A 21482-nucleotide genomic window follows, 5' to 3' on the forward strand; every position below is an offset into this window, starting at 1 on the left:
CCGACCCGGTGTCGTACCGGTCCTTGAGGAGTTGCCCATTTCCCCCCGGAATCGTCGCGCCGGCAGCAGGCTCATGGGTTTCGCCGGCCTTGTTGTGGTCGCACTACTCGTGTTGTCGCTGTGCGTGGCCGATTTCCCGCCGTTCGCCAAGCCGGAGCCGCCGTCGGGGCGGGTAGAGCTGGCCCAGGGCTGGCAGCTGGCCTCGGCGCGCACCGTGACCGCCGACGGTGCGTCGCTGTCCATGCCGGGCGAGGTGAACGCGGACTGGCACCCCGTCAAACGGATGCCGTCCACGGTCTTGGCGGCACTGCAGGACGACGGCACCTACCCCGACCTGTACGTCGGGGACAACCTGACCGAGGTGCCCGACGACCTGTACCGCCAGGACTGGTGGTACCGCACGACGTTCGTCGCGCCGCAGGGAAGCTCGAGCTACCGGCTGGAGTTCCCCGGCGTCAACTACCGCGCCGAGGTCTGGCTCAACGGCAAGCTGATCGCGGGCAATACACTGCTGGTGGGCATGCATACGGTCCACGAGATCGACGCGACTCCGTGGATCAACCCCGGCGGGGCCAACACGTTGGCCGTCAAGGTGACACCCGAGCAGGCGCTGCAGGACATCGACGGGGTAGAGCTGGCCGACAGCTGGTGGGACTGGCTCAACTGGAACCGCATCGGCTACCAGGGGCCGGACAAAAACCCACTGCGCGGCAATTCCTATGTGGCCGACCGCAATGCGGGCATCTTCAAACCCGTCTATCTGAGCTATTCGGGCCAGGTCGTGCTCAGTGACCCGCTGGTCACCACCGAGCTTCCGTTGCCCGCCAACGACAGCGCCCGGCTCACCGTCTACTCCGACATCCGCAACACCGCTGACGTGGCGATGCGCGGAGTGGTACGGGCCCGGATCAGCCGGCCCGGAAGGCCGACCATCTCGGTGGATCAACCGGTCAGCCTGGCGCCGGGGGAGAAGCGTGAAATCCGTTTCGACCCAGATGCTTTCACCGCGTTGCAGGTGCGCAACCCCGACCTGTGGTGGCCCTACACCATGGGTCGGCCCGATCTCTACGACCTGCGGTTGGATTTTGTGCGCTACGGGCGGCCCACCGACAGCCTGGATTCCCGGTTCGGTATCCGCTCGGTGCAACAGCACCGGGACAACGACGAACAGTTTCCCGACCTGGGTCGTGGCGGCAACTTCTACCTGACCGTGAACGGGCGGGATTTTCTGGCCCGGGGTGCGGCGTACACGCCCGATCTGCTGTTCCAGTACGACCCACAGCGTGAGGACGCCATCCTGGGATACGTCCGGGACCTGGGGCTGAACATGTTGCGCCTGGAGGGAAAGTTCCCGGGCGACAACATCATCGAGCGGGCCGACGAATTGGGCATACCGCTGATGTACGGGTGGATGTGCTGCAACCAGTGGGAGAAGTGGTGGCAGTGGGACGACGAGGATCGGCGGGTGGCCGACGAGAGCATGCGCTCGCAGATCCTCTCGCTGCGCGGGCACGCGGCGGCGTTCTTGTGGGCCAACGGCAGCGACGGCAAGCCTCCGGCGCCGGTGCTCGACGGCTACCGCCGCATCCTGGGGGAGCTGCACTGGCCCAACACCGTCGTCGACACGGTGTCGTCCATGGCCCGCGGCGCCGACGGTGAGCCCGATTGGGATGGCATCCACATGGCCGGCCCGTACACCTGGCGCCCGCCGAGCTACTGGTTCGACGGGCGTTATCAGGCCACCCGCGGCTCCAACGCCGAACAGGGCGACAACGAACACATCCCACCGTTCGCCAGCCTGCAGAAGTTCATCCCGCCGGACAGACTGTGGCCGATCAACGAGGCCTGGTATTTCCACGCCGGGGCGAATCCCAGCAACGCCGCCCTGGAGAGCATCCGTACCGCGGTCATGCAACGCTACGGATCATCCCGCGGCGCTGAGGAATTCGCCCGCAAGGCCCAGTTGGCCCACTACGAGTCGACGCGCGCCCAGTTCGAGGCGTTCGCCGCCGGCGGGTGGGACAACCACAAGATGACCATCTACTGGATGCTCAACAATCACTGGCCGTCGTTCTTCGGACACCTCTTCGACTACTACCTGCGGCCCGGCGGCGCCTACTTCGGGGCCAAGAAGGGGCTGCGCCCGCTGTCGGTGGTGTTCGACTCCTACGCCACCGGCAACCACGACACCGCCGAGGTCAAGGTGGTCAACCAGTCACCGCAGGAGCGCACGGGCCTTCGGGTGCGGGTGCGGACCTACGATCTGACCGGCCGGATGCGCGATGACCGAGGTTCCGAGGTGCCGGCCGTGCCGTCGAACGGGGTGGTGCCTGGATTGACGCTGCCCCGGCTGGCGCTGGATTCGCCGGTGGTGTTCGTCCGCTGCGAACTGCTCGACGAGTCCGGCGCTGTCGTCGCCGACAACACGTACTGGCAGTCGCAGAAACTCGACGATGTCGGCCCTCCGGTCAACGACCAGGCATTCGACCTGGTGCAGAGCAGCTGGGCCGATATGACCCCGCTCAACACCATGGCACCGGCACCGTTGGAGGTGACCGCACACCGGACGGACTCGGCCGAGGGCGCGAGCGTGCTGATCCGATTGCACAATCCGGGACACCAGATCGCCTTCTTCGAGCGGGCCGAGATCACCACGACCCGCGATGGTGAGGAGATCCTGCCGATCGAGTACTCCGACAATTACGTCACGGTGTACCCGGGCGAGACGGCCGAGATCACCGGCACGGTGACCGGGTCGGAGCACGGACCCAACTGGGTCCGGGTCGGCGGTTACAACAGCGCACCGACGGTGGTACCGATCGACCAGCGGGCACGACGATAGGATCGGCAGATGACCACAACCGATGAGCGCCATGAGGTCGGCCGGCTGGCCGAGAGCGTCGGATGGATGCACCGTGACCTCGAGCGGGTGGACGTCTACCAGCGTGGGGGGAACCGGATCAGGGTCGTGTGGCAGGGCCCGAGCGTGATCAGCGGTGCAACGCTGTACCAGGACGACATCATGACCACCTATACCCGTGAACTGGCGACACTGAACAACTGGCTCAAGCGCTGAGCGGAAGCCGCTGCGTAGTGTTCATCAGGTGAGCGCACGCGCAGGCATCATCGTCACCGGAACCGAAGTACTCACCGGCAGGGTTCAGGATCGCAACGGCCCGTGGCTGGCTGACCAGCTGCTCGAGCTTGGCGTCGAGCTCGCACATATTACGATCTGCGGCGACCGCCCCCGCGACATCACGGCCCAACTACGGTTCCTGGCCGACGAGGGCGTGGACCTGATCGTGACGAGCGGCGGGCTGGGGCCGACGGCCGACGACCTCACCGTCGCGACGGTTGCCGAGTTCTGCGGTCGTGAACTCGCACTCGACGTGGCCATGGAGGAGCGGATCGCCGCCATCCTGCGCAGGCTGATCGGTGACCGGCCCGGCGTGGATTTCGATGCGGTACGTGCGGCCAACCGTAAGCAGGCCATGGTGCCCGTCGGTGCCGAGGTCCTCGCGCCCGTCGGTACCGCCCCCGGCGTCGTTGTGGGCGGCGACGGCCCCACCATCGTGGTGCTGCCCGGCCCGCCGCGGGAGTTGCAGCCGATGTGGCACACCGCCGTCGCGACCGAGGCTGTGCAACAGGCTATTTCAGGCCGAACGCAGTACCGGCAGGAAATGCTGCGGATGTTCGGCCTCGCCGAATCCGGTCTGGCCGAGACGTTGCGTGAGGCCGAGGGCGCCATCGCGGGTTTCGACGCACTGGAGATCACCACGTGCCTGCGTCGCGGCGAACTTGAGATCGTCACGCGATATGAGCCCGACGCCGCCGATGCCTACCGGGATCTTGTGACGCTGTTGCGCGACCGGCACGGTGCCACGCTGTACTCCGAGGACGGCACCACCGTCGACGAGCAGGTGGCCGGGTTGCTCGCCGGACACCGGATCGCCACCGCCGAATCCTGCACTGCCGGACTCCTGGCCGCCCGATTGGCCGATATCCCAGGCTGTTCCGACTACTTTGCCGGTGGGGTGGTCAGCTATTCGAACGAGGCCAAGGCCGAAATGCTGAACGTAGATCCGGTTCTGATCGCCGAGTGCGGTGCAGTGTCCGAACCGGTGGTCGAATCCATGGTCAACGGCGCGCTATATCACTTCGGTGCCGATACCGCGGTGGCGATCAGCGGCATCGCCGGACCGGACGGCGGCTCCCCGGAAAAGCCCGTCGGCACCGTATGTTTCGCGGTCCGGGCCGGATCGGTGGCCATCACCCGGACCCTGCTGCTCCCGGGCAACCGATCCGACATCCGGGAGCGAGCCACCACGGTTGCCATGCACCTGCTGCGTCGGGCCCTCACCGGGGTTGGCGACTGAACGCCGGCATCAACGGGTCACCGGTATCGAGCGCCGCGCCTCATCGACACATCGGGACCAGTCCTCGGCCCCGTCGATGGCGGTGACCGCACGTAGCCCGAAGGCGCTGGAGATCACGACATCGGGTTGCAGACTCGCCAACAGGTTCAGGCTGTCGGCCATGGCTGCGGCGTCGCCGTAACCCGGGACCACAAAGGTCGCCCACCGTCCGTCGGCAGCAACGAACATGGAGTCCCCGGTGAACAGGTAACGGCCCTCGGCACCTCGCACGAGATAGCAGGTGCTGCCCGGCGTGTGTCCGGGGGTGGGTATCACCTCGACGCCGCGGTCATCGACATGCCGGGAGGACAGCGGTACGTCGATCGGATGGTGCTGCCCGATCCTCTCGCGTTCGGCGGCGGGCGCGTGCAACAGGGAACCGAACCGCTCGGCGATGCGGGCCAGCATCGGCCCGGCCTCGTCCTGATGCGACAGATAGTGATCGTCGACCCCGCCCAGCGAATCCAGCGTGGCGAAGTCGGCGTCACCGGCGGGGCAGTAGAACAGCGCGTTGTGTCCGCCCGGCGTCCACAGGTAGGCGTGCGTGGTCAGTCCGGGAAACGGTGTATCGGTGCGTGTTTCCCAGAGATCCGTCCGGATCTGGGTCATCGAGGTGGTCATGACGACAGCCTCGACCCTCAACATTGGTTGAGGTCAACCCTCGGCGGACTCAGTCGGTTTTCGACTCGTCCCACATCGAGATCATCGTGCCCATGATCTCCTCGGCGCAGCCCAGTCCACCGAGGTGGCTCTCGTAGGGCAGTTCGGTCATCACCGCATCGGGCAGTCGCGACACCACATGCTGGCCGTGCGCGAACGGAACGATGTGGTCATGGTCGCCGTGCCACCAGCGCACCGGAACCTTGACCTCGTCGAGTCGGAAGCCCCAGTCACGCTCGAACACCACGATGTCGTAGAACGGGGCGGCCAACTGCTTACGGCTGCCGTTGAGCAGATCGTCGAGGAACATCGCCTTGAACTCGGGCCGGCCGAGCATGCGTCGGTCACCCTCGGGGGAGATCCGCGCATAGATCTCCAGGGCCGGGGAGGCGACCGGGCGGATCAGCCGGATCAGTCCGGAGGCGGCCAACCGGATCGGGGCACCGGCCACCTCCAGAATCGGTGCGACCGCCGCGCCGAGTTGCATCAGGGGACTGCTGATCGCGTCGGGGCCGATCATCGGAGCCACCCCGCCGAGCACCCCGGCCGCGACCACCCGGTCGGGCATGGCCGCCGCGGTGGCCAGCGTGTACGGCCCGCCCCCGGACAATCCGATGACGGACATCTTGTTTATGCCCAGGGTGTCGGCGATGGTGCGCAGATCGTCACCGAAATCGAGCACGCGGTCGTACTGGTGTGGGGTGGACGAACCGATGCCGGGCCGGTCCACGCCGATCAACCGGATGTGGTTGCGTTCGGCATAGATCCGGGCCTCGGTCGGGATCTGCCGGCGGGCACCCGGGGTGCCGTGCAGCCAGAACACCGCACGGCCCTGCGGGTCACCGAATTCGGCGAAGCCGAGCTGACGGCCGTCGCCGACGGCAACATTGCCTTCCAATTTGGGGCGATCGATCGGAATGACCATCTTCGTGTGCCTCGCTTCGCCGGAGTCCGCGTCTAGCCCGCGACGGACGCGTCGTAAATGGACTGGATGGACTTGTCCAGCGTGGCGTTGAACTCGTCATCGCTCTGCTGGGCCGAAAGACCCTCGGTGAGCGCCCGGCTGAAGCTGGCGATCACACCGGTGTTCTCGGCGAGCATCTTGTTGGCGTCATCGCGCGAGTAGCCGCCGGACAGCGCCACGACCCGCATCACCTTCGGATGACCGACCAGCGACTGGTAGTGGTTGGCGACGGTCGGCAGCGTCAGCTTGAGCATGACCAACTGGTCGGCGGGCAGCGCGTCGAGGTTCTTGGTGATCTCGTCGCGGAGCAGGTCCTCGGCCTCGGCCTTGTCGGAGATCGAGATGGTGACCTCGGGTTCGATGATCGGGACCAGACCGTGCGAGAGCACCTGCTTGGCCACCTCGAACTGCTGGGCGACCACGGCGGCGATACCGTCGGCGTCGGCAGCGCCGATCACCGAGCGCTCCTTGGTGCCGAAGATGCCGTTCTTCGCCGCGCGGGCCAGCAGATCGTCCAAGCCGGGCATCGGCTTCATCACCTGCACGCCGTCGGCGACGTCGGCCAGACCCTTGTCGATCTTCAGCAGCGGCACCACGCCTTTGTCCTCCCAGAGGTAGGTCGCGGTGGGCTTGCCGTCGATGGAGCGGTCCATGGTCTGCTCGAAGAGGATCGCGGCCAGCACCCGGTCACCGTTGAACACCGGGGAGGTGATGATGCGCGAGCGCATCTGGTGGATCAGGTCGAACATCTCCTCCTCGGAGGAGTAGGCGCTCTCTTCGACCCCGTAGAGACGGAGTGCCTTGGGGGTCGACCCGCCGCTCTGGTCGAGCGCGGCGATGAAGCCCTTACCCGTGGTCATCTTGTCGGCCTGCTGCTGGTTCACCATGAGGTTGTCTACTCCTTTGAAGACGGCGTCGGCGATGTTTTGTTGGTCGGTAGGAGCGCCGGTTCGGTCACCGCCGGTGGCGCACCGTTCGTCTCAGAGGATATGCGGCCACGTCAAGGTGGCAACGGCCACCCGTCGGGCCGGCCCGGATCGCTTCACCCCGGGTGATCGCCGACAGTGTCCGGCGGCTACCGGGGCGCCAGGACCACCGGTGCGGACAGGAACTCGCGGTACTCGACCATCGGTTCGCGCTTGAGGACCGCACTTCCCGAGGTGACGAGCAACTCGGTAGGTGAGACCGCGTAGTTCACCTGGTAGTTGCGGGCGACGAACTTGCGACCGGGCGTGACGTCGGCCGACGCCGCGAGTGCGGCCCGGTCGGAGAGTCGCACGCCGTGGTACTCCAGTCGGCCGGTGCGATCCAGGCAGATCACGACAAGTGAGCCTTCGGTGCGGCCGATGGCCCTGGCGGTCTGGGTATCGCGGCAGCGTGCCTGGGAATCGACGAAGCCGGATCCGTCGGATGCGAACGCGGTGACGACCGGAGCGGCACCGCGCCCGGTGGTGACCGGTCGTTGCGGATGGGTCGGATTCAGCTCATACGTTCTGGCGCCGACCGCGTACACGGAATCCCTGGCGGAGAATTTGGAAGCCAACGTGGTGATGATGACGAGTGCGGTGAGCAGGGAGCTGAGCACGGCTGCGGCCGCCACCCCGATCCCGACGGGCAGCCACTGTCGTTGTGGCGCCTTCCGGTGCCGTCCACGGCGAACCGGCTGATACGACGGATGCGGTGCGGAAACTGGGCAGGTGACCAAGCTTGCTCCCGGAGAATGGCGGTGTGATGGGCGTGGCACAGGTGACGGGCGCTGACGCGAGCTCATATTCTGCACGACGAGACACGTCGCGGTGGTGACACCGGGGAATTCGCCGAAATCCGCTCGCGGTGTGGGCCGTTCGCGCTGCGGTAGCAACGCAGCACTGAAAGTTGCTCGGCAACAGTGCGATTCGCACGCGTATCCTCGAGAGGTATCAGTACGCCGCAGGCAGAGGCGATTTGGATCGTCCACTCGGGGTGCAGCCGGCAAAACCATCTTGGTCACCTGCCCGGCTAAGGCACTTCAGCCGTCAGGCCGGCACCACGACGGTGAGTTCGTTGTCGTCGCGGTCCAACTTCATCCCGGCTCGGCGGGCCACCGCTGCGACACCGGCAGCACTGTCGGGTTCGCTTCGGGAACTGACCAGGGCACGCGCCAGGTGGCCCTTGTGCGCCTTGTTGAAATGACTGACCACGGTGCGTTGTCCGTCGGCTCGTTCGGCCAGCACCTGTACCCGCACCGCACCGGGGATCCGGCCCAGACCCGCGTAGGAGCCGGATCGCAGATCGACGATCAGTTCGCGGGCCGACAGATCGGCCAGTACCGGCTCCAACCGTGGGCGCCAGCGGGCGGCGAGTCCAGGTTGCCCGGGCAGTTTGGATGAGGCTGACAGCCGGTATGCGGGCACCGGATCATCAGCACGGAGCAGACCGAACAGCGCCGACCCGACGGCCAGACGACTGCGGGCCCGCGCGGCGGCCGCACCGCGCAGCGATCCGATATCGAGGGCGTCGTAGAGCACCCCGGTGTATCGCTCGATGGCGGGCATCGTGGGTGCCTGCCGGAGCGCAGCGTTGCGTTCGATCTCGGCGCCCTGGCCGGCGGAAATGGCCAGTGCCTTCCGGCAGGCCGGCGGGTCGGCGGCCAAAGCGATCAGTTCGTCGATCAGTGACTGGCGGAGCGGGGTGAGTTCAGGGGAGCTCAGAATGTCCAAACGCACCGGCGGGCCGTCCCCGCCGGTGCGTTTGGTCTCCGACGGTGGCAGGAGCACGATCACATCCAGACGCTATCCGAATGCGCGCTGCCCGTTGACCACCGACCGGTGTGATGTCAGACGGCGAACGGCGCCGGCAGGTCGGGCGCAGGAGGCGCCGGCGGGGGTGGGACATCCAGCACGATGGGTGCCGGGGCGTCCATCGGGGCCGCCGGGGGAATCGCCTCGGCAGGCGGCGGCGGTGCGAACGGGTCGACGGGCGCCGGGGCGGCCATCAGTTCGATGGGTGCCGGGGCGGCCATCGGATCGATCGGCGGGGGTGGCGGGGCGCAAAGGGGTCCATGGGCGCGTCCTGCGGAGCTTCGGGTTCCATGGGCAGATACATGTGGTGGCTGAACTGGCGCTGGTATGCGCCGCCGCCGCCAATCTTGACGCCGTGACCACCCTCGCCCGAGGACACCGCGGTGCCGTCCGGCAGGGTCACGGCGGTGTGGCCGCTGTTCCAGCCGATCACCAGGGCGCCGGGCTGTGTCCCGTACTTGAAGCCGCGGGCCAGGAGCGCACGCTCCTGGTTTCCGGTGTTGAACCGGTCCCCGTAGACCGGGCGGCCGGTCGCCATATTGCTGACCCAGGAAGCCAGGCCTGAGCAGTCGGTGCCGGCCGGCGAGTCTCCACCCGAGATGTACGGCGTGCCCGAAACCTGCTGGACAAGCGCCATAAGCGTCGCGATAGCAAACATGCGGCGGGACGCTAGCAGAGCTGATTTTGAGCGGGCAAAATTTGTGACTCCGTTCACAGAAGGTGCCGCATATGGACTGGTTCACGCATTTTGGGATTCAGTGTGGTTGTCTGCGCGTGTAATTCGGTTGCCAGGAGCGGGTGCTTCGCCGGTAGTCGGTCGGTGCATCACGCAATCGCCAATAGTGCTGTGGCACTAGGGTTTGTGTTGTGTTTGAGCGCGTTGGTCATCGGCTTCGACGGCCCAGCGGAGAACCGAATCACATTGATGTGAAGGATATTTCGGAACCCGGCCTACCGCGTGCCCGACTGGGGGACGTCGTAGGTGCCGATATCGGTACCCCTGCGATGTCTTCCATATATACGGAAAGGGCGGTCGGTGATGCTGGCAATGTCGACCCTGTTCAGATGGTGGCTGGGAACCGGCGATCCCGTGCGCCGATCCATGGTTCCGACGCCTGTGCCCGGGACCGGCAGAGGTTTGATGTGCAGCCAATTGGCTGCATAATTGCACGGTGCAGCCGGACGAGCTGCGCGCGATGGGATGGCGAGGGTGGACGAGGTCTTCAAAGCGCTGGCGGATCCGAGTCGGCGGCTGCTACTGGACAGCCTCAACGACACGAACGGTCAGAGCCTGCGAGAGCTCTGTAGCGGACTGTCGATGGCGCGGCAATCGGTCAGCAAGCACCTGGCGGTGCTGGAGGCGGCCAATCTCGTCACGACGCTGCGTCAGGGTCGGGAGAAACTGCACTACCTCAACGCCGAACCGATCAATGCCATCGCCGACCGCTGGATCGACCGGTACGACTCCACGCGGGTGCCGGCCCTCGCTGACCTGAAGACGGTATTGGAAAGCGCGGCCAAGCCGGGCGAGTTCGTGTACACCACCTACATCCCCACCACCCCGGAGAGGCTGTGGCAGGCGATCACCAACCCGGAGTACTCCCGCGGCTACCTGGGACATGCCATCGAATCCGAGTGGCAGAAGGGGTCGACCTACGCCTGGGTCGAAGGCGGACTCCGGATTGAGGACCCCGAGCAGGTGGTCGTCGAGTCCGATGCCTATCAGCGGTTGGCCTTCACGTTCCACACGTTTACGCCCGAACTGAGTCGGATTGCTCCGGATTTGAGCGAGGAGGACGTCATCAAGGCGGCGGCCGAACCCCGGTCGCGCGTGTCGTTCGACATCGAACCGGTCGGGGATCAGGTGAAGCTCACGCTGATCCACGACGGTTTCGACCCGGGCGGTGCCGTGCAGGAGACGATCTCGCACGACTGGCCGATCAAACTGTCCAGCCTGAAGTCAGGACTGGAGCACGCAGTTTAGGTCAGCGAGTCCTGCGGTTCGCGCTGGACCGGCTGCGGCCACGGCGCCGGCACGGGACGCTGACGCACCCGCTGCGGCCACCAGAACCATTTGCCCATCAGTGCGGCGATCGACGGGGTCATGAAGGATCGGATGACCAGGGTGTCGAACAGCAGACCCAGACCGATGGTGGTGCCCACCTGGCCGATCACGGCCAGTTCGCTGATCGCCATCGACATCATGGTGAAGGCGAACACCAGGCCCGCCGAGGTGACCACCGAACCGGTACCGCCCATGGCGCGGATGATGCCGGTGTTCAGCCCGGCATGGATCTCCTCTTTGAACCTGGCGACCAGCAGCAGGTTGTAGTCCGCGCCCACGGCCAACAGCACGATGACCGCCATCGCGATCACCATCCAGTGCAGCTCGAGCCCGATCAGGTGCTGCCAGATGAGCACCGACAGACCGAACGAGGCGCCGAGGGACAGCACCACGGTGCCGACGATGACCGCGGCGGCGACCACGCTTCGGGTGAGGATCAACATGATGATGAAAATCAGGCACAGGGCCGCGATTCCGGCGATCAACAGGTCGTAGTTGGCGCCTTCCTGCATGTCCTTGAAGGTGGCCGCGGTACCGCCGAGGTAGATCTTGGAGCCCTCCAGCGGGGTGCCCTTGATGGCCTCCTTGGCGGCCTGCTGGATCCCCTCGATGTGGGAGATGCCTTCGGGACTCATCGGATCGCCCTCATGGCTGATGATGAACCGCACCGCGTGCCCGTCGGGGGACAGGAACATCTTCATGCCGCGTTTGAAGTCCGGATTCTCGAAGGTCTCCGGCGGCAGATAGAACGAGTCGTCGTTCTTGGAAGCGTCGAACGCCTGGCCCATGGCCGTCTGGTTCTCCATCATCGCTTCCATCTGATCCTGCAGACCGCCCATCGTGGCCTGCATGGTCAGCATCATGTTCTTCATGTTCTTCATCGTCGTGATCATCGGGGGCATGATCGTGAGCATCTGTGGCATGAGCTCATCGAGACGGTCCATGTCCGGCATCAGCTTCTGGATGTCGTCGGTCATGGTGTCGATACCGTCAAGCGAGTCGAAGACCGAACGCATCGACCAGCACAGCGGGATGTTGAAGCACTTGGGTTCCCAGTACAGATAGTTGCGGATCGGGCGGAAGAAATCGTCGAAATCGGCGATGTGATCCCGCATTTCGGCCACGTCGACGACCATGGTGTGCATCTTGCCGACCATGCTGTGGGTGGTGTCCGACATCTCCTTGGTCAACCGGAGCATCTTCTCCATCGTGTCGACCGTTTTCTGCATCTCGTCGGCCTGAACCAACATGTCCTTCATGCGGTCCTGCATGTATTTCATGTTCATCATCTGCGTCGTGCCCTGCATGCTGATCTGGAACGGGATCGAGGTGTGCTCGATCGGCGTTCCCTGCGGGCGGGTGATGGCCTGGACCCGGGAAATGCCGGGCACCTGGAAGATTCGCTTGGCGATGCGGTCCACGACCAGGAAGTCCGCCGAGTTGCGTAGATCGTGATCGCTTTCGATCAGCAGCAGTTCGGGGTTCATCCGGGCCTGCGAGAAGTGGCGGTCGGATGCGGCGTAGCCGGTGTTGGCCGGGAGGTCTGCCGGCAGGTACTGGCGGTCGTTGTAGTTGGTCTGGTATCCGGGCAGGGTCAGCAGACCGATCAGTGACAGCGCGATGGTGGCGACCAGGATCGGCCCGGGCCAGCGCACCACTGCGGCACCGATCTTGCGCCAGCCGCGGGTACGCATGGCCCGCTTGGGTTCCAGCGTCTTGCCGAACCTGCTGGCCACCGAGATGATCGCCGGCCCCAGAGTCAGGGCGGCGATCACGCCGGTGACCATGCCGATGGCCAACGGGATACCCAGTGACCGGAAGTACGGAAGGTTGGTGAAGTGCAGACACAGCGTGGCGCCGGCGATGGTCAGGCCCGAACCCAGCACCACATGCGCGGTGCCGTGGAACATCGTGTAGTAGGCCTGTTCCCGGTCTTCGCCGACACTTCGGGCCTCTTGATATCGACCTATCAGGAAGATTGCGTAGTCGGTGGACGCCGCGATGGCCAACGTGACCAACAGGTTGGTGGCGAACGTGGAGAGTCCGATGATGTCGTAGAAGCCCAGAGCAGCGACGACACCGCGAGCTGCTGAGAGTGACAGCACCACCATGACCAGCGTGAGGACCACCGTGATGATGGAGCGGTAGACCAGCAGCAGCATGATGATGATGACCGTGAAGGTCAGCGCCTCGATGATCCTCACGCTGCGGTCACCGGCGATGTGCTGGTCGGCGGCCAAGGCCGCGGGACCGGTCACGTAGGCCTTGACACCCGGCGGCGGAGTGACACTCTCGACGATCTGCTGGACGGCCTCGACCGATTCGTTGGCCAGCGCCTCGCCCTGGTTACCGGCGGTGTAGACCTGCACATACGAGGCCTTGCCGTCGGAGCTCTGGGCACCCGAGGCGGTCAGCGGGTCGCCCCAGAAGTCCTGGACGTGCTCGACGTGCTTTGTGTCGGCCTCGAGCTTGGCGACGACCTCGTCGTAGTAATCGTGCGCTTTGACATCGAGCGGCTCGTCACCCTCGAGCACGACCATGACCGAGCTGTTGGACTTGAACTCCTGGAACACCTCGCCCACACGCTTCATCGCGATCATCGACGGCGCCTGGTCGGGGCTCATCGACACCGACCGCATCTTGCCCACCTCTTCGAGCTGGGGCACCGCGGTGTTCAGGATCCCGATGAGGGCGACCCAGCCGATGATGATCGGGATCGCCAGCCGGCGGATCCACTTGGCGATCCCACCATGCTGGGCCTGCCGCGGCGGCCCGGTGACCGGGAAGGCGTCGGTGGGGGCGTCGTGGGCGCTCATGCAGATTTCACCAAGCAGAAGGTCTGGGCATTCACGCCGTTGGAGGTTCTCTCGTCCTTGAGCTCGTCATCGACGGTGATGCGGCAGCTGATCGTGTCGCCGTTGCCCTGCGCGACGATGTTGGGGAACACCGACGGCGCGGTGGACTCCAGGCGCAGCGACCACGGCAGGGTGACCCCGTCGATGCGCTGGGGCTGGGCGTCGAGATCGAGGTAGTTCACGTCGGCCGTCGCCCCGGGGACGCCGTAGATCTCGTAGACCACGACCTTGGGGTCGAAGGGTTTGGTGTCATCGACCTTCGCGCTGGTGATTCCGGTGCCGCCGCCGGCGCCGAAGAACGTGCGTACCCGCATGACTGTGAACCCGCCGACCACCACCACCACCACGATGATCAACGGAATCCAGAACCTCTTGGCCAGACCCGAAATTGAAAACTGCTTCCGGCGAGAGCTTTTCGTCGCGTTGGTCATCGTGAAATGGCACCGGTCCGTCGGTTGTGGGCAGTGTGGGTAGTGAGGCCGCGAGGTGACGTGGCCATGCCGTCGGCATGGCAGTCGATGGGGGAGCGCCCGTGCACCATGTTCACCTCGATACCCCTCGCTGTCTAGCCGAATGGCTAACTAGAAACTAGCGAGATATTAGCTTATTTAAATGAGTGACAAAACGGTGACACAGGTGTGATGCCGCGCCCGCGGTGCCGCGCCGCCGGCGGTCGGTTGCCGGCGTCCTCAGCGGTCACGAAATCCGAGGTCAAGCGGCTTTTTCAGCGCCCGTCGACAGGGGTTTCGGGGTGAATCTGCGCTACCGATTGTGATGGAGCTAACGAAATCGGGCTGGGTCTCGCCGCCGTGTCGGCAGCGGCACCCAGCCCGCATCGAGATCCGTCAGTGCCAGTCCCAGACCGACATGTCGTTGGGTGGGTAGCTCTGGCAGATGTCGGTGGTGTTGGCGGCGACGCCCTTGTTGTTGAAGAACAGTTTGGCCCAGTTCGGCCAGCGCCAGGACATGTTCTCGAAGAAGGCGTTGGTGGCCATGTTCTCGGAGTATTGGCGGCGGCCGGCGTAGTCCATGGAGAAGAACCAGTGGATGCGGTCCTGGGCGCCCTGCTGGTCGGCGACGGGCTTGTTGTTGTAGTCGATCATGTAGCGCTCGTAGTAGACGGGTTCGACGTCGCGGGCGGCGGCCATGATCTGTTCGGCGGTGCAGGGGGTGCGCAGGATGCGGTTGGGGATGGGGTAGTCGTCGGTGGCGTCGGCGCCTGCGATGCCGGCGGTGGCCAGGCTGCCGGCCACGGCGCAGGCGGCGATGCCGGTGCGGATCAGGTTTGTGACGCTCGTGCGGTTGGACATGGTGCTCCCAAAGTCGGTTAGTGCGCGGCCTGTTCGTAGACGGAGCGCTGATCGGGGCAGTAGTAGTTGATGGCGGTGCCGGTGAACTGCCAGGCCTGGGCGTCGCTGCTGTCCTTGGCCAGTTGCTTCTTGACGAAGCCGACCGAGTCCTGGGCGGTGTGGTCGACGCCGTTGTGCAGTCGTTTGCACATGATCTTGGCGATCCAGGCGTTGTAGTCGCGCTGCCCGTAGATGCCAAAGGTGTGCAGCTCATTGGCGAAATCTGTATCAATCTCGGCTTGTGCGGGAGCGGCGAAGGCGATTGCCGCCGCGGCACCGATCACTGCCAGCCCTGCAAGCTTCATGCGGTGAATCTTAGCCCATCTAAGCCTGTTTCCGGTGGGCGGTTCGCTCAGCCGATCGCCGACAGCAAGGGGACATATTGCTCGGCATGCGTGAGCGAACCGTGATGGCCGATCAATGCCGACTCCAGGGGTTCGGCCTGGCGTCTCAGCAATGCGGTTGAACCGCACGCCGCGGCGACGACATCACCGATTCGGGACCGGACGTCGTCACGTACCCGAGGTCCGAACCAACCCGCCGCGATGGCCTCGCTCCGAGACATCACCCACGCGGAATCCGCCAGGGTGGTGCGCCATGCACTGAGCACATCGTCGGCCGCACCGTCAGCGGTGTAGATATGCCGGGCACGGGCTTCACCACCGACGGCAACCACCCCGTCGCGGAGTGGGGTGCTTTCGTCGATGTCCACTGCCGCCGCAGGATCGACGGCGACCATGCCGTGGTCGGCCACCACGGTCAGCAGGCACTCCGACGGCAATGCCTCCAGCACCGACTCCACCAGGCGGTCGACCTGCCGCAACTGCATTCGCCAGGCGGGCGATCCGGGTCCGTGCAGGTGGCCCACCAGGTCGAGGTCGGCGTGGTATCCGTAGCAGAAGCCGCTGCCTGCGACGGCCGCGATGATCTCGGCAGCGAGATCGCCGAGGGCATGAACGCCGACGTAACGTCCACCGCGCAGCACCGCCCGGGTCAGTCCGGACCCGGCGTACTGGGCGCCCGATACGACCGAGACCTCGAAACCGGCCGCTCGGGCCTGTTCGAAGGTGGTGGGCATCGGTTGGAGCTGTTCGGGCACCACCCGGTCGCGAAGGTCGGGTCCCCACGGATGGGGGCGCCACCGAAGTGCATTGATCACATCGAATTCCGGGCCGGCCCCGGGGACCCGGAACGAGTAACCGACAAATCCGTGTTCACCCGAGCGGTGTCCGGTGCCGATCGCCGCCAATCCCGCTGCCGTGGTGGACGGGAACCCGACGTGCAGTGTCGGACTGGAAGCTTGGTCCGACATGCCGGTCAGGACCGGTGCATCGGCGGCATGGGCGGCCAGTAGGTCGGCGCCGAGTCCGTCGATCAGCAGAACGCAGGCTCCGCGGATCGGGCCGGCCCAGGGAATCCGCGCATCGAACCCGGGTGCACCCATCGCGGCGAGCACCGACGGGACCACATCGGCCAGGTGGGGTGCATCGGGATCGGGACGCGCGGGCTCCACACCGCGAGCGTGCCACAGATCCCGAGCACGTCGCTGTACCCGGTACCCTGGGTTTTCATGAAGCCGATGAAAGCCGTGATCCTCGCCGCCGCCCTGGTGGTGTCTGCAGGCGGAGCGTTCAGCGGCATCGCCAGCGCCGATCCGGACACGGCCCCCATCCCCGCGCCCGGTCCGCCCCCGGGTCCGATCCAGCCGGCCCCCGAGGCTCCCGCGTCCGCCGACGCTCCCGCAGCACCTGTCGCCGCAAAGGTGATCGATCACGACGGCCTCTTCGTGGTCGGCACCGACATCCAGCCGGGCAACTACGCCTCGGCCGGCCCGGTCGAGGGCGGCACCTGCTACTGGAAGCGCATGGCCGACCTGCACGGCGGCGACATCATCGACAACGCGTTCACCAAGAAGCCACAGGTCATCACGATCGAGGCGACCGACAAGGCGTTCAAGACGAGTGGTTGCCAGCCGTGGCAGCCCACCGACGCCGCCCCCGACACTCCGGCCAACGGCACGATTCCGGCCCTGGTCGGCGGCGCCAAGCTGCGGGCCTGGATGGATTCACTCAACAACAATGCCCGCAACTACGACGGTTCCTCGGTGCCGATGCCCTGATGGGTCGCCCTGAGATCAGCCGGGCGGTAGCAGCGGCGGCCGGCAGGTGTTGCTGACCGGGTCCCACCACCAGCCGTTGTCGCATCCCAGCGGCACAACCGGCGGGCGGCACACATTCGCCACCGGATCCCACCACTCGCCGGCCCCGCAGTCGGCCCAGCTGACTGCCGGTGTGGCGACCGTGACCACTGCCAGCAGACCGAACGGCACCAATACCGTGCCGATGCCTGCGGCGCAGCGGCCGATGATGTTGGTCATCTCAAACCTCCCCGAGAGATCACGTGACCCGAGCCTATCGGCCCGCTGAGCGGACTGCCAGGAGTCGGACACGCCGCGGTGGCGCACAGCCCGACGATCCGGTGGGCGCGTCGACATCGGCAAATGCTTTGCTGCACAAGATCACCCACTCCGCGGTTCGCGCGCCCAGGCGTGTCACACAGGAAGTGCACACCGCGCGGGGAGCGCGGCGGGCACCGGCACGCTGCTAGTCTGCGAGGGCTGCCGGCTGCGCGAATCGCGGGCCGATCCGCCCGGCCGGCCACGGCGGAAACGTGATGAATCAGCTTGGTGGATACGGAAAAGGGTGTTGTGCGCGGCGCAGAGATCAAGGCCCTGACGGGACTGCGCATCGTTGCCGCGGTGTGGGTGGTGCTCTTCCACTTCAGGCCCCTGCTCTACCAGGTGGCACCTGACGTCACCGAAGCGCTCGCCCCCGTGCTCGACCGCGGCGCACAGGGTGTCGACCTCTTCTTCATCCTCAGCGGGTTCGTCCTGACCTGGAACTACATCGACCGGATGGGGCCGACCTGGTCCACCCGGGCCACACTGCACTTCTTGTGGCTGCGGTTGTCGCGGGTGTGGCCGGTGTACCTCGTCACGCTGCACCTGGCGGCACTGTGGCTGATCTTCACCCTCAACGTCGGACATATCCCGCCCGAGGACACCAGTGGCTACAACGCCGTCAGCTATGTGCGGCAACTGTTCCTGGTCCAACTCTGGTTCCAGCCCTACTTCGACGGCTCGAGCTGGGATGGGCCGGCATGGTCGATCAGCGCCGAGTGGTTGGCTTACCTTCTGTTCGGAGCGCTGATTCTGGTCATCTTCCGGATCGCGCGCGCCACCCGGGCGCGCGGCCTGATCCTGCTGGCCATCGTCGCCGCAGTGCCACCGGTCGTGCTGTTGATGGCCACGGGCCACTTCTACACCCCGTGGAGTTGGCTGCCCCGGATCGTCATGCAGTTCACCGCCGGTGCACTCGCATGCGCGGCGGTGCGCAAGCTGCATCTGAGGGATCGGACCCGCACGCGTGCGGGCTATCTCTCGATCGTGTTGGGCGCGGCGATCGTCGGCGGACTGTACTTCTTCGACAAGCACCCGTTGAACACCGTCGGCGATGCCGGCGGCATGGTCGACATCCTTTTCGTTCCGCAGGTGGTCGCCTTGGCGGTCGGCGTCGGCAGCCTGCCGGCATTGCTGTCCACCCGCCTGCTGGTCTATGGCGGACAGATCTCGTTCGGCCTGTACATGGTGCACGAGTTGGTCCATACCGCCTGGATTTGGACCACCAGGCAATTCGAGCTGAGCCTGACACCGACGCTCTCGGGTAACGCGACACTGCTCGGCCTGTTCGCGATCTCGGTGATCGGCGCGATGGCGCTGTACCACCTCGTGGAGGAGCCGGCCAGGCGCTGGATGCGCAGGATGGTCGATATCCGCCCGGTCGACCCGCCGAACAAGAGACTGCACCGGATCGACACTGAGTCGGCAGACCGGTCCGACGAGGTTACGGCCCGCGCGGGCTGACCGCTGTAACCATCCAAACCCCCTGCGCGACAGGTTGTTATGCCCTTGTTATCGCTGTGTCACCGACCGCCTATCTACGGCCGCGATTCACACCTTAGGCTGTCCCGGTATCGCGGTCCGGGACGAATTGAGTCTCGCCGGCAGTGGAGGTTGCAGTGAGTCGTCTGACCACTTTCATCGTCTCACTCGGCCTATTGGTCGGGCTGTTCGCACAGGCTCCTCAGCAGCGCTTTGTCACGTCGGGCCTGGACCCCCAGATCAACCACATCGCGGTGATCGGGGACTCCTACACCACGGGCATGCTCGCCGAGGGCGGCATGGGGCCCAGGAACTGGGCGCCGCTGGCCTGGCAGAAGCTGGCACAGCGCGGTGTGCAGGTGGACGCCGATGTGGTTGCCGAGGGTGGTGCCGGCTACGAGGCCCGCGGCAACCGCGGCAGCATCTTCGCCGACCTGACACCCAGGGCAGTGCAGCCTGACGACGCATTGATCGTCTTCTTCGGGTCGCGCAACGACAAGGACGCTGACCTGGGTGTGGTCACCCGGCTGAGCCACGATGCCCTCACGATGGCACGGCAGGCTGCCCCGAACGCTCGGATGCTGGTGATCGGGCCGCCGTGGGTGAACGCCGATGTTCCACCGAATCTGTTCGGGGTTCGTGACATCCTGCGGGATCAGGCCCGGCAGGTCGGGGCGACGTTCGTCGATCCGATCGCCGAGCGCTGGTTCTTCGACAACCCGGAACTGATCGGGGCCGACGGCATCCACCCGACCGACGCCGGCCACGCCTATATGGCCGACAAGATCGCACCGTTGATCGGCAAGGAGCTTCCTCGCTGGATCTGAGCGCCGAGCTCAGTCGCCGGAGGTGGTGCGAAACCGGTCGCGGTACGCCTTCGGTGACACCCCGAGGTGGTTGACGAACACCCGGCGTAGGGTCTCGGCGCTCCCGAACCCGGCCAGTCGGGCGGTTTCTCCGACCCGGCGTCCCGCGTCGAGAGCTGCTCGTGCGAGATCGATCCGTACCGTTTCGACGTAGTGTGCCGGTGTGGTGCCCAGCTCGGCTTGAAACAGCCGGGTCAGCTGCCGGGTGCTCAATGAGGCCAGTGCTGCAAGGTTTTTCACGCTGTGGTTGGCGGTGGGTTCGGCCGCGATCGCGTCGGTGACCCGACGCAATGCCGACTCTGCCGGAGCATCCGACTCGACCAACGTGGAGAACTGTGACTGGCCGCCGGCCCGCTTGAGATACACGACCAGTGACCGGGCGACGGCGCGTACCAGTTCAGCGCCGCAATCCGACTCCACCAGCGCCAATGCCAAATCGATGCCTGCGGATACTCCCGCTGACGTGTACACGGCCCCGTCCCGGACGAAGATGGCATCGGGTTCGACTGAAATCGTGGGATATGCCCGGGCCAGCAGCCGTGCGTGCCGCCAGTGCGTGGTGGCCCGGCGGCCGTCGAGCAAGCCGGCCTCGGCGAGGATGAAGGACCCGGTGCAGATCGACGCGAGTCGCCGGGTCCGACCAGGCAGGTCTCGCAGCGCTGCCACCAGACCCGGATCGATCGGCCGGCCCACGAGATTGTCTCCGCCGGAGACCAATACGGTGTCCACACCGTTGATCTCCGCGATTCGATCGGTCACCGCGAACTTGGTGCCGATCGAGGTGAGGACGTCGGCGCCGTCGACCGAGGCGATCCGTAGGCGGTAGCCGGCGCCGTACCGGTTGGCCTCGGCGAAGACCTCGGCGGGCCCGGCGGCATCCAGCAGTTTCATCCCGTCGAAGACGACGATCACGATCTCACGTGGCTCCAGAACCTGTGCCATCGGTCCATTGTGTCGCTTTCTGTGGGAAACATGGCGGATCAGACATGGCCGGGGAGTCGAGTCGGGCCACAGACTGGTGACACACCGACAAGGAGGATCACATGTCATTCACCGCAGGTGCAACCGTCACAGTGGTCCAGCCCGGGGCCGGGGATACCGCTGAAATCCCCGGCTTCGGAGCGGTTTTCAAGCTTGGCGGCCGCACCACCGGAGGCCTGGTCTCGATTGTGGAGCATCCCTTCGCGGTCGGCATGATCACCGCGGCGCACCGCCACACCAACGAGGACGAACACTCGATCGTGTTGTCCGGTGAGATCGGTTTCCGCTCCGACGACAGTGAGGTCGTCCTGGGACCGGGTGGATATATCACGAAGCCGCGTGGGCAGATGCACGCCATGTGGAACGCGGGTTCGACCCCGGGCCGCATCATCGAAGTGATCACCCCAGGAAATGGTTTCGAGAACTATTTCCGCGAACTCGGTGAGCTACTCACCTCAACCGGTGAAACCCGGCCTGACAGCCCGGTCCTGCACACCACCGCCGATTTCATCGAACTCTCGAGCAAGTACGGCCTCACTTACGGCGCGCCGGAATGGTTCGACGACATTGTGGCCCGCTATCACCTGAACCCGCCCACCCATTGATT

Annotated in this window: 21 protein-coding genes and 1 pseudogene; 8 read left to right on the forward strand and 14 right to left on the reverse strand. The window is 65.7% G+C overall.

Features of this window, described 5'->3' with window-relative positions:
• Positions 1-73 precede the first annotated feature (73 nt).
• The 3 genes from G6N44_RS03430 to G6N44_RS03440 are packed head-to-tail and all read left to right on the forward strand — an operon-like array spanning position 74 to position 4376.
• A complete protein-coding gene (locus tag G6N44_RS03430) occupies positions 74-2842 on the forward strand; it encodes a glycoside hydrolase family 2 protein (protein ID WP_179964469.1) in 2769 nt (922 codons plus the stop codon).
• 9 nt (positions 2843-2851) lie between these two features.
• On the forward strand, positions 2852-3076 hold the full coding sequence (locus G6N44_RS03435; protein ID WP_163661135.1) for a hypothetical protein: 225 nt from the start codon (positions 2852-2854) through the stop codon (positions 3074-3076).
• A gap of 28 nt (positions 3077-3104) precedes the next feature.
• Positions 3105-4376 (forward strand): competence/damage-inducible protein A, encoded by a 1272-nt coding sequence (locus G6N44_RS03440; RefSeq protein ID WP_163661137.1) that lies wholly within the window; start codon positions 3105-3107, stop codon positions 4374-4376.
• Positions 4377-4385: 9 nt separating this feature from the next.
• Here G6N44_RS03440 and G6N44_RS03445 read toward each other — a convergent pair whose 3' ends face one another.
• The 7 genes and pseudogenes from G6N44_RS03445 to G6N44_RS29370 all read right to left on the reverse strand — a co-directional run.
• On the reverse strand, positions 4386-5036 hold the full coding sequence (locus tag G6N44_RS03445) for an MBL fold metallo-hydrolase (protein WP_163661139.1): 651 nt from the start codon (positions 5034-5036) through the stop codon (positions 4386-4388).
• A gap of 49 nt (positions 5037-5085) precedes the next feature.
• Positions 5086-6000 carry an alpha/beta fold hydrolase gene (locus G6N44_RS03450; protein WP_163661141.1) on the reverse strand — a complete coding sequence of 305 codons (915 nt, stop codon included), beginning with the start codon at positions 5998-6000 and terminating at the stop codon, positions 5086-5088.
• A gap of 32 nt (positions 6001-6032) precedes the next feature.
• Positions 6033-6926 carry a fructose bisphosphate aldolase gene (locus tag G6N44_RS03455; protein ID WP_163661142.1) on the reverse strand — a complete coding sequence of 298 codons (894 nt, stop codon included), beginning with the start codon at positions 6924-6926 and terminating at the stop codon, positions 6033-6035.
• A gap of 188 nt (positions 6927-7114) precedes the next feature.
• Positions 7115-7744, reverse strand: coding sequence for a hypothetical protein (locus G6N44_RS03460; protein ID WP_235682931.1), 630 nt, complete (start codon positions 7742-7744; stop codon positions 7115-7117).
• Positions 7745-8054: 310 nt separating this feature from the next.
• The gene (gene yaaA / locus G6N44_RS03465) at positions 8055-8801 is read right to left on the reverse strand and encodes a peroxide stress protein YaaA (RefSeq protein ID WP_163661145.1); all 747 of its coding nucleotides are present in this window, start codon (positions 8799-8801) and stop codon (positions 8055-8057) included.
• Between the two features lie 53 nt (positions 8802-8854).
• The gene (locus G6N44_RS29365; protein ID WP_235682932.1) at positions 8855-9013 is read right to left on the reverse strand and encodes a hypothetical protein; all 159 of its coding nucleotides are present in this window, start codon (positions 9011-9013) and stop codon (positions 8855-8857) included.
• A 50-nt stretch (positions 9014-9063) separates the two neighbouring features.
• Positions 9064-9477: pseudogene (locus G6N44_RS29370) on the reverse strand (peptidoglycan endopeptidase); the annotation flags it as partial.
• Between the two features lie 552 nt (positions 9478-10029).
• On the opposite strand from G6N44_RS29370, the gene G6N44_RS03475 reads away from it, so the two are divergent.
• Positions 10030-10803, forward strand: a complete 774-nt coding sequence (locus G6N44_RS03475; protein ID WP_163669547.1) for an ArsR/SmtB family transcription factor — start codon at positions 10030-10032, stop codon at positions 10801-10803.
• On the opposite strand, the gene G6N44_RS03480 is transcribed toward G6N44_RS03475, so the two are convergent.
• The 5 genes from G6N44_RS03480 to G6N44_RS03500 all read right to left on the reverse strand — a co-directional run bounded on the left by G6N44_RS03480 (position 10800) and on the right by G6N44_RS03500 (position 16601).
• Positions 10800-13700: an MMPL/RND family transporter gene (locus G6N44_RS03480; protein WP_163661147.1), complete on the reverse strand. Its 2901-nt coding sequence runs from the start codon at positions 13698-13700 to the stop codon at positions 10800-10802. The genes G6N44_RS03475 and G6N44_RS03480 overlap by 4 nt on opposite strands.
• Positions 13697-14170, reverse strand: a complete 474-nt coding sequence (locus G6N44_RS03485; RefSeq protein WP_163661148.1) for an MmpS family transport accessory protein — start codon at positions 14168-14170, stop codon at positions 13697-13699. The genes G6N44_RS03480 and G6N44_RS03485 overlap by 4 nt, the downstream gene beginning before the upstream one ends.
• Before the next feature lie 414 nt (positions 14171-14584).
• Positions 14585-15049, reverse strand: coding sequence for a DUF5078 domain-containing protein (locus G6N44_RS03490; RefSeq protein ID WP_163661150.1), 465 nt, complete (start codon positions 15047-15049; stop codon positions 14585-14587).
• A gap of 17 nt (positions 15050-15066) precedes the next feature.
• A complete protein-coding gene (locus G6N44_RS03495; protein WP_163661153.1) occupies positions 15067-15393 on the reverse strand; it encodes a DUF732 domain-containing protein in 327 nt (108 codons plus the stop codon).
• A gap of 47 nt (positions 15394-15440) precedes the next feature.
• Positions 15441-16601, reverse strand: a complete 1161-nt coding sequence (locus tag G6N44_RS03500; protein ID WP_163661155.1) for an alkaline phosphatase family protein — start codon at positions 16599-16601, stop codon at positions 15441-15443.
• Between the two features lie 57 nt (positions 16602-16658).
• On the opposite strand from G6N44_RS03500, the gene G6N44_RS03505 reads away from it, so the two are divergent.
• On the forward strand, positions 16659-17207 hold the full coding sequence (locus G6N44_RS03505) for an Rv1352/Rv1906c domain-containing protein (RefSeq protein WP_163661157.1): 549 nt from the start codon (positions 16659-16661) through the stop codon (positions 17205-17207).
• 15 nt (positions 17208-17222) lie between these two features.
• Here G6N44_RS03505 and G6N44_RS03510 read toward each other — a convergent pair whose 3' ends face one another.
• The gene (locus G6N44_RS03510) at positions 17223-17465 is read right to left on the reverse strand and encodes a hypothetical protein (protein ID WP_163661158.1); all 243 of its coding nucleotides are present in this window, start codon (positions 17463-17465) and stop codon (positions 17223-17225) included.
• Positions 17466-17795: 330 nt separating this feature from the next.
• Between G6N44_RS03510 and G6N44_RS03515 the strand changes: the two genes are divergently transcribed.
• Entirely contained in the window at positions 17796-19010 is a 1215-nt protein-coding gene (locus G6N44_RS03515) for an acyltransferase family protein (protein ID WP_163669549.1), read from the forward strand.
• A 155-nt stretch (positions 19011-19165) separates the two neighbouring features.
• Positions 19166-19855, forward strand: coding sequence for an Rv0518 family GDSL lipase (locus tag G6N44_RS03520; RefSeq protein WP_163661160.1), 690 nt, complete (start codon positions 19166-19168; stop codon positions 19853-19855).
• A gap of 9 nt (positions 19856-19864) precedes the next feature.
• Here the strand turns inward: G6N44_RS03520 and G6N44_RS03525 are convergent, their stop codons facing one another.
• Complete coding sequence (locus G6N44_RS03525) at positions 19865-20836, reverse strand: GlxA family transcriptional regulator (protein WP_163661162.1); 972 nt, start codon at positions 20834-20836, stop codon at positions 19865-19867.
• 101 nt (positions 20837-20937) lie between these two features.
• On the opposite strand from G6N44_RS03525, the gene G6N44_RS03530 reads away from it, so the two are divergent.
• Complete coding sequence (locus tag G6N44_RS03530; RefSeq protein ID WP_163661164.1) at positions 20938-21480, forward strand: cupin domain-containing protein; 543 nt, start codon at positions 20938-20940, stop codon at positions 21478-21480.
• The last annotated feature ends 2 nt before the right edge of the window (positions 21481-21482 follow it).

Origin of the sequence: Mycolicibacterium alvei (assembly GCF_010727325.1) — a bacterium.
GTDB classification, from domain to species: Bacteria; Actinomycetota; Actinomycetes; order Mycobacteriales; family Mycobacteriaceae; genus Mycobacterium; species Mycobacterium alvei.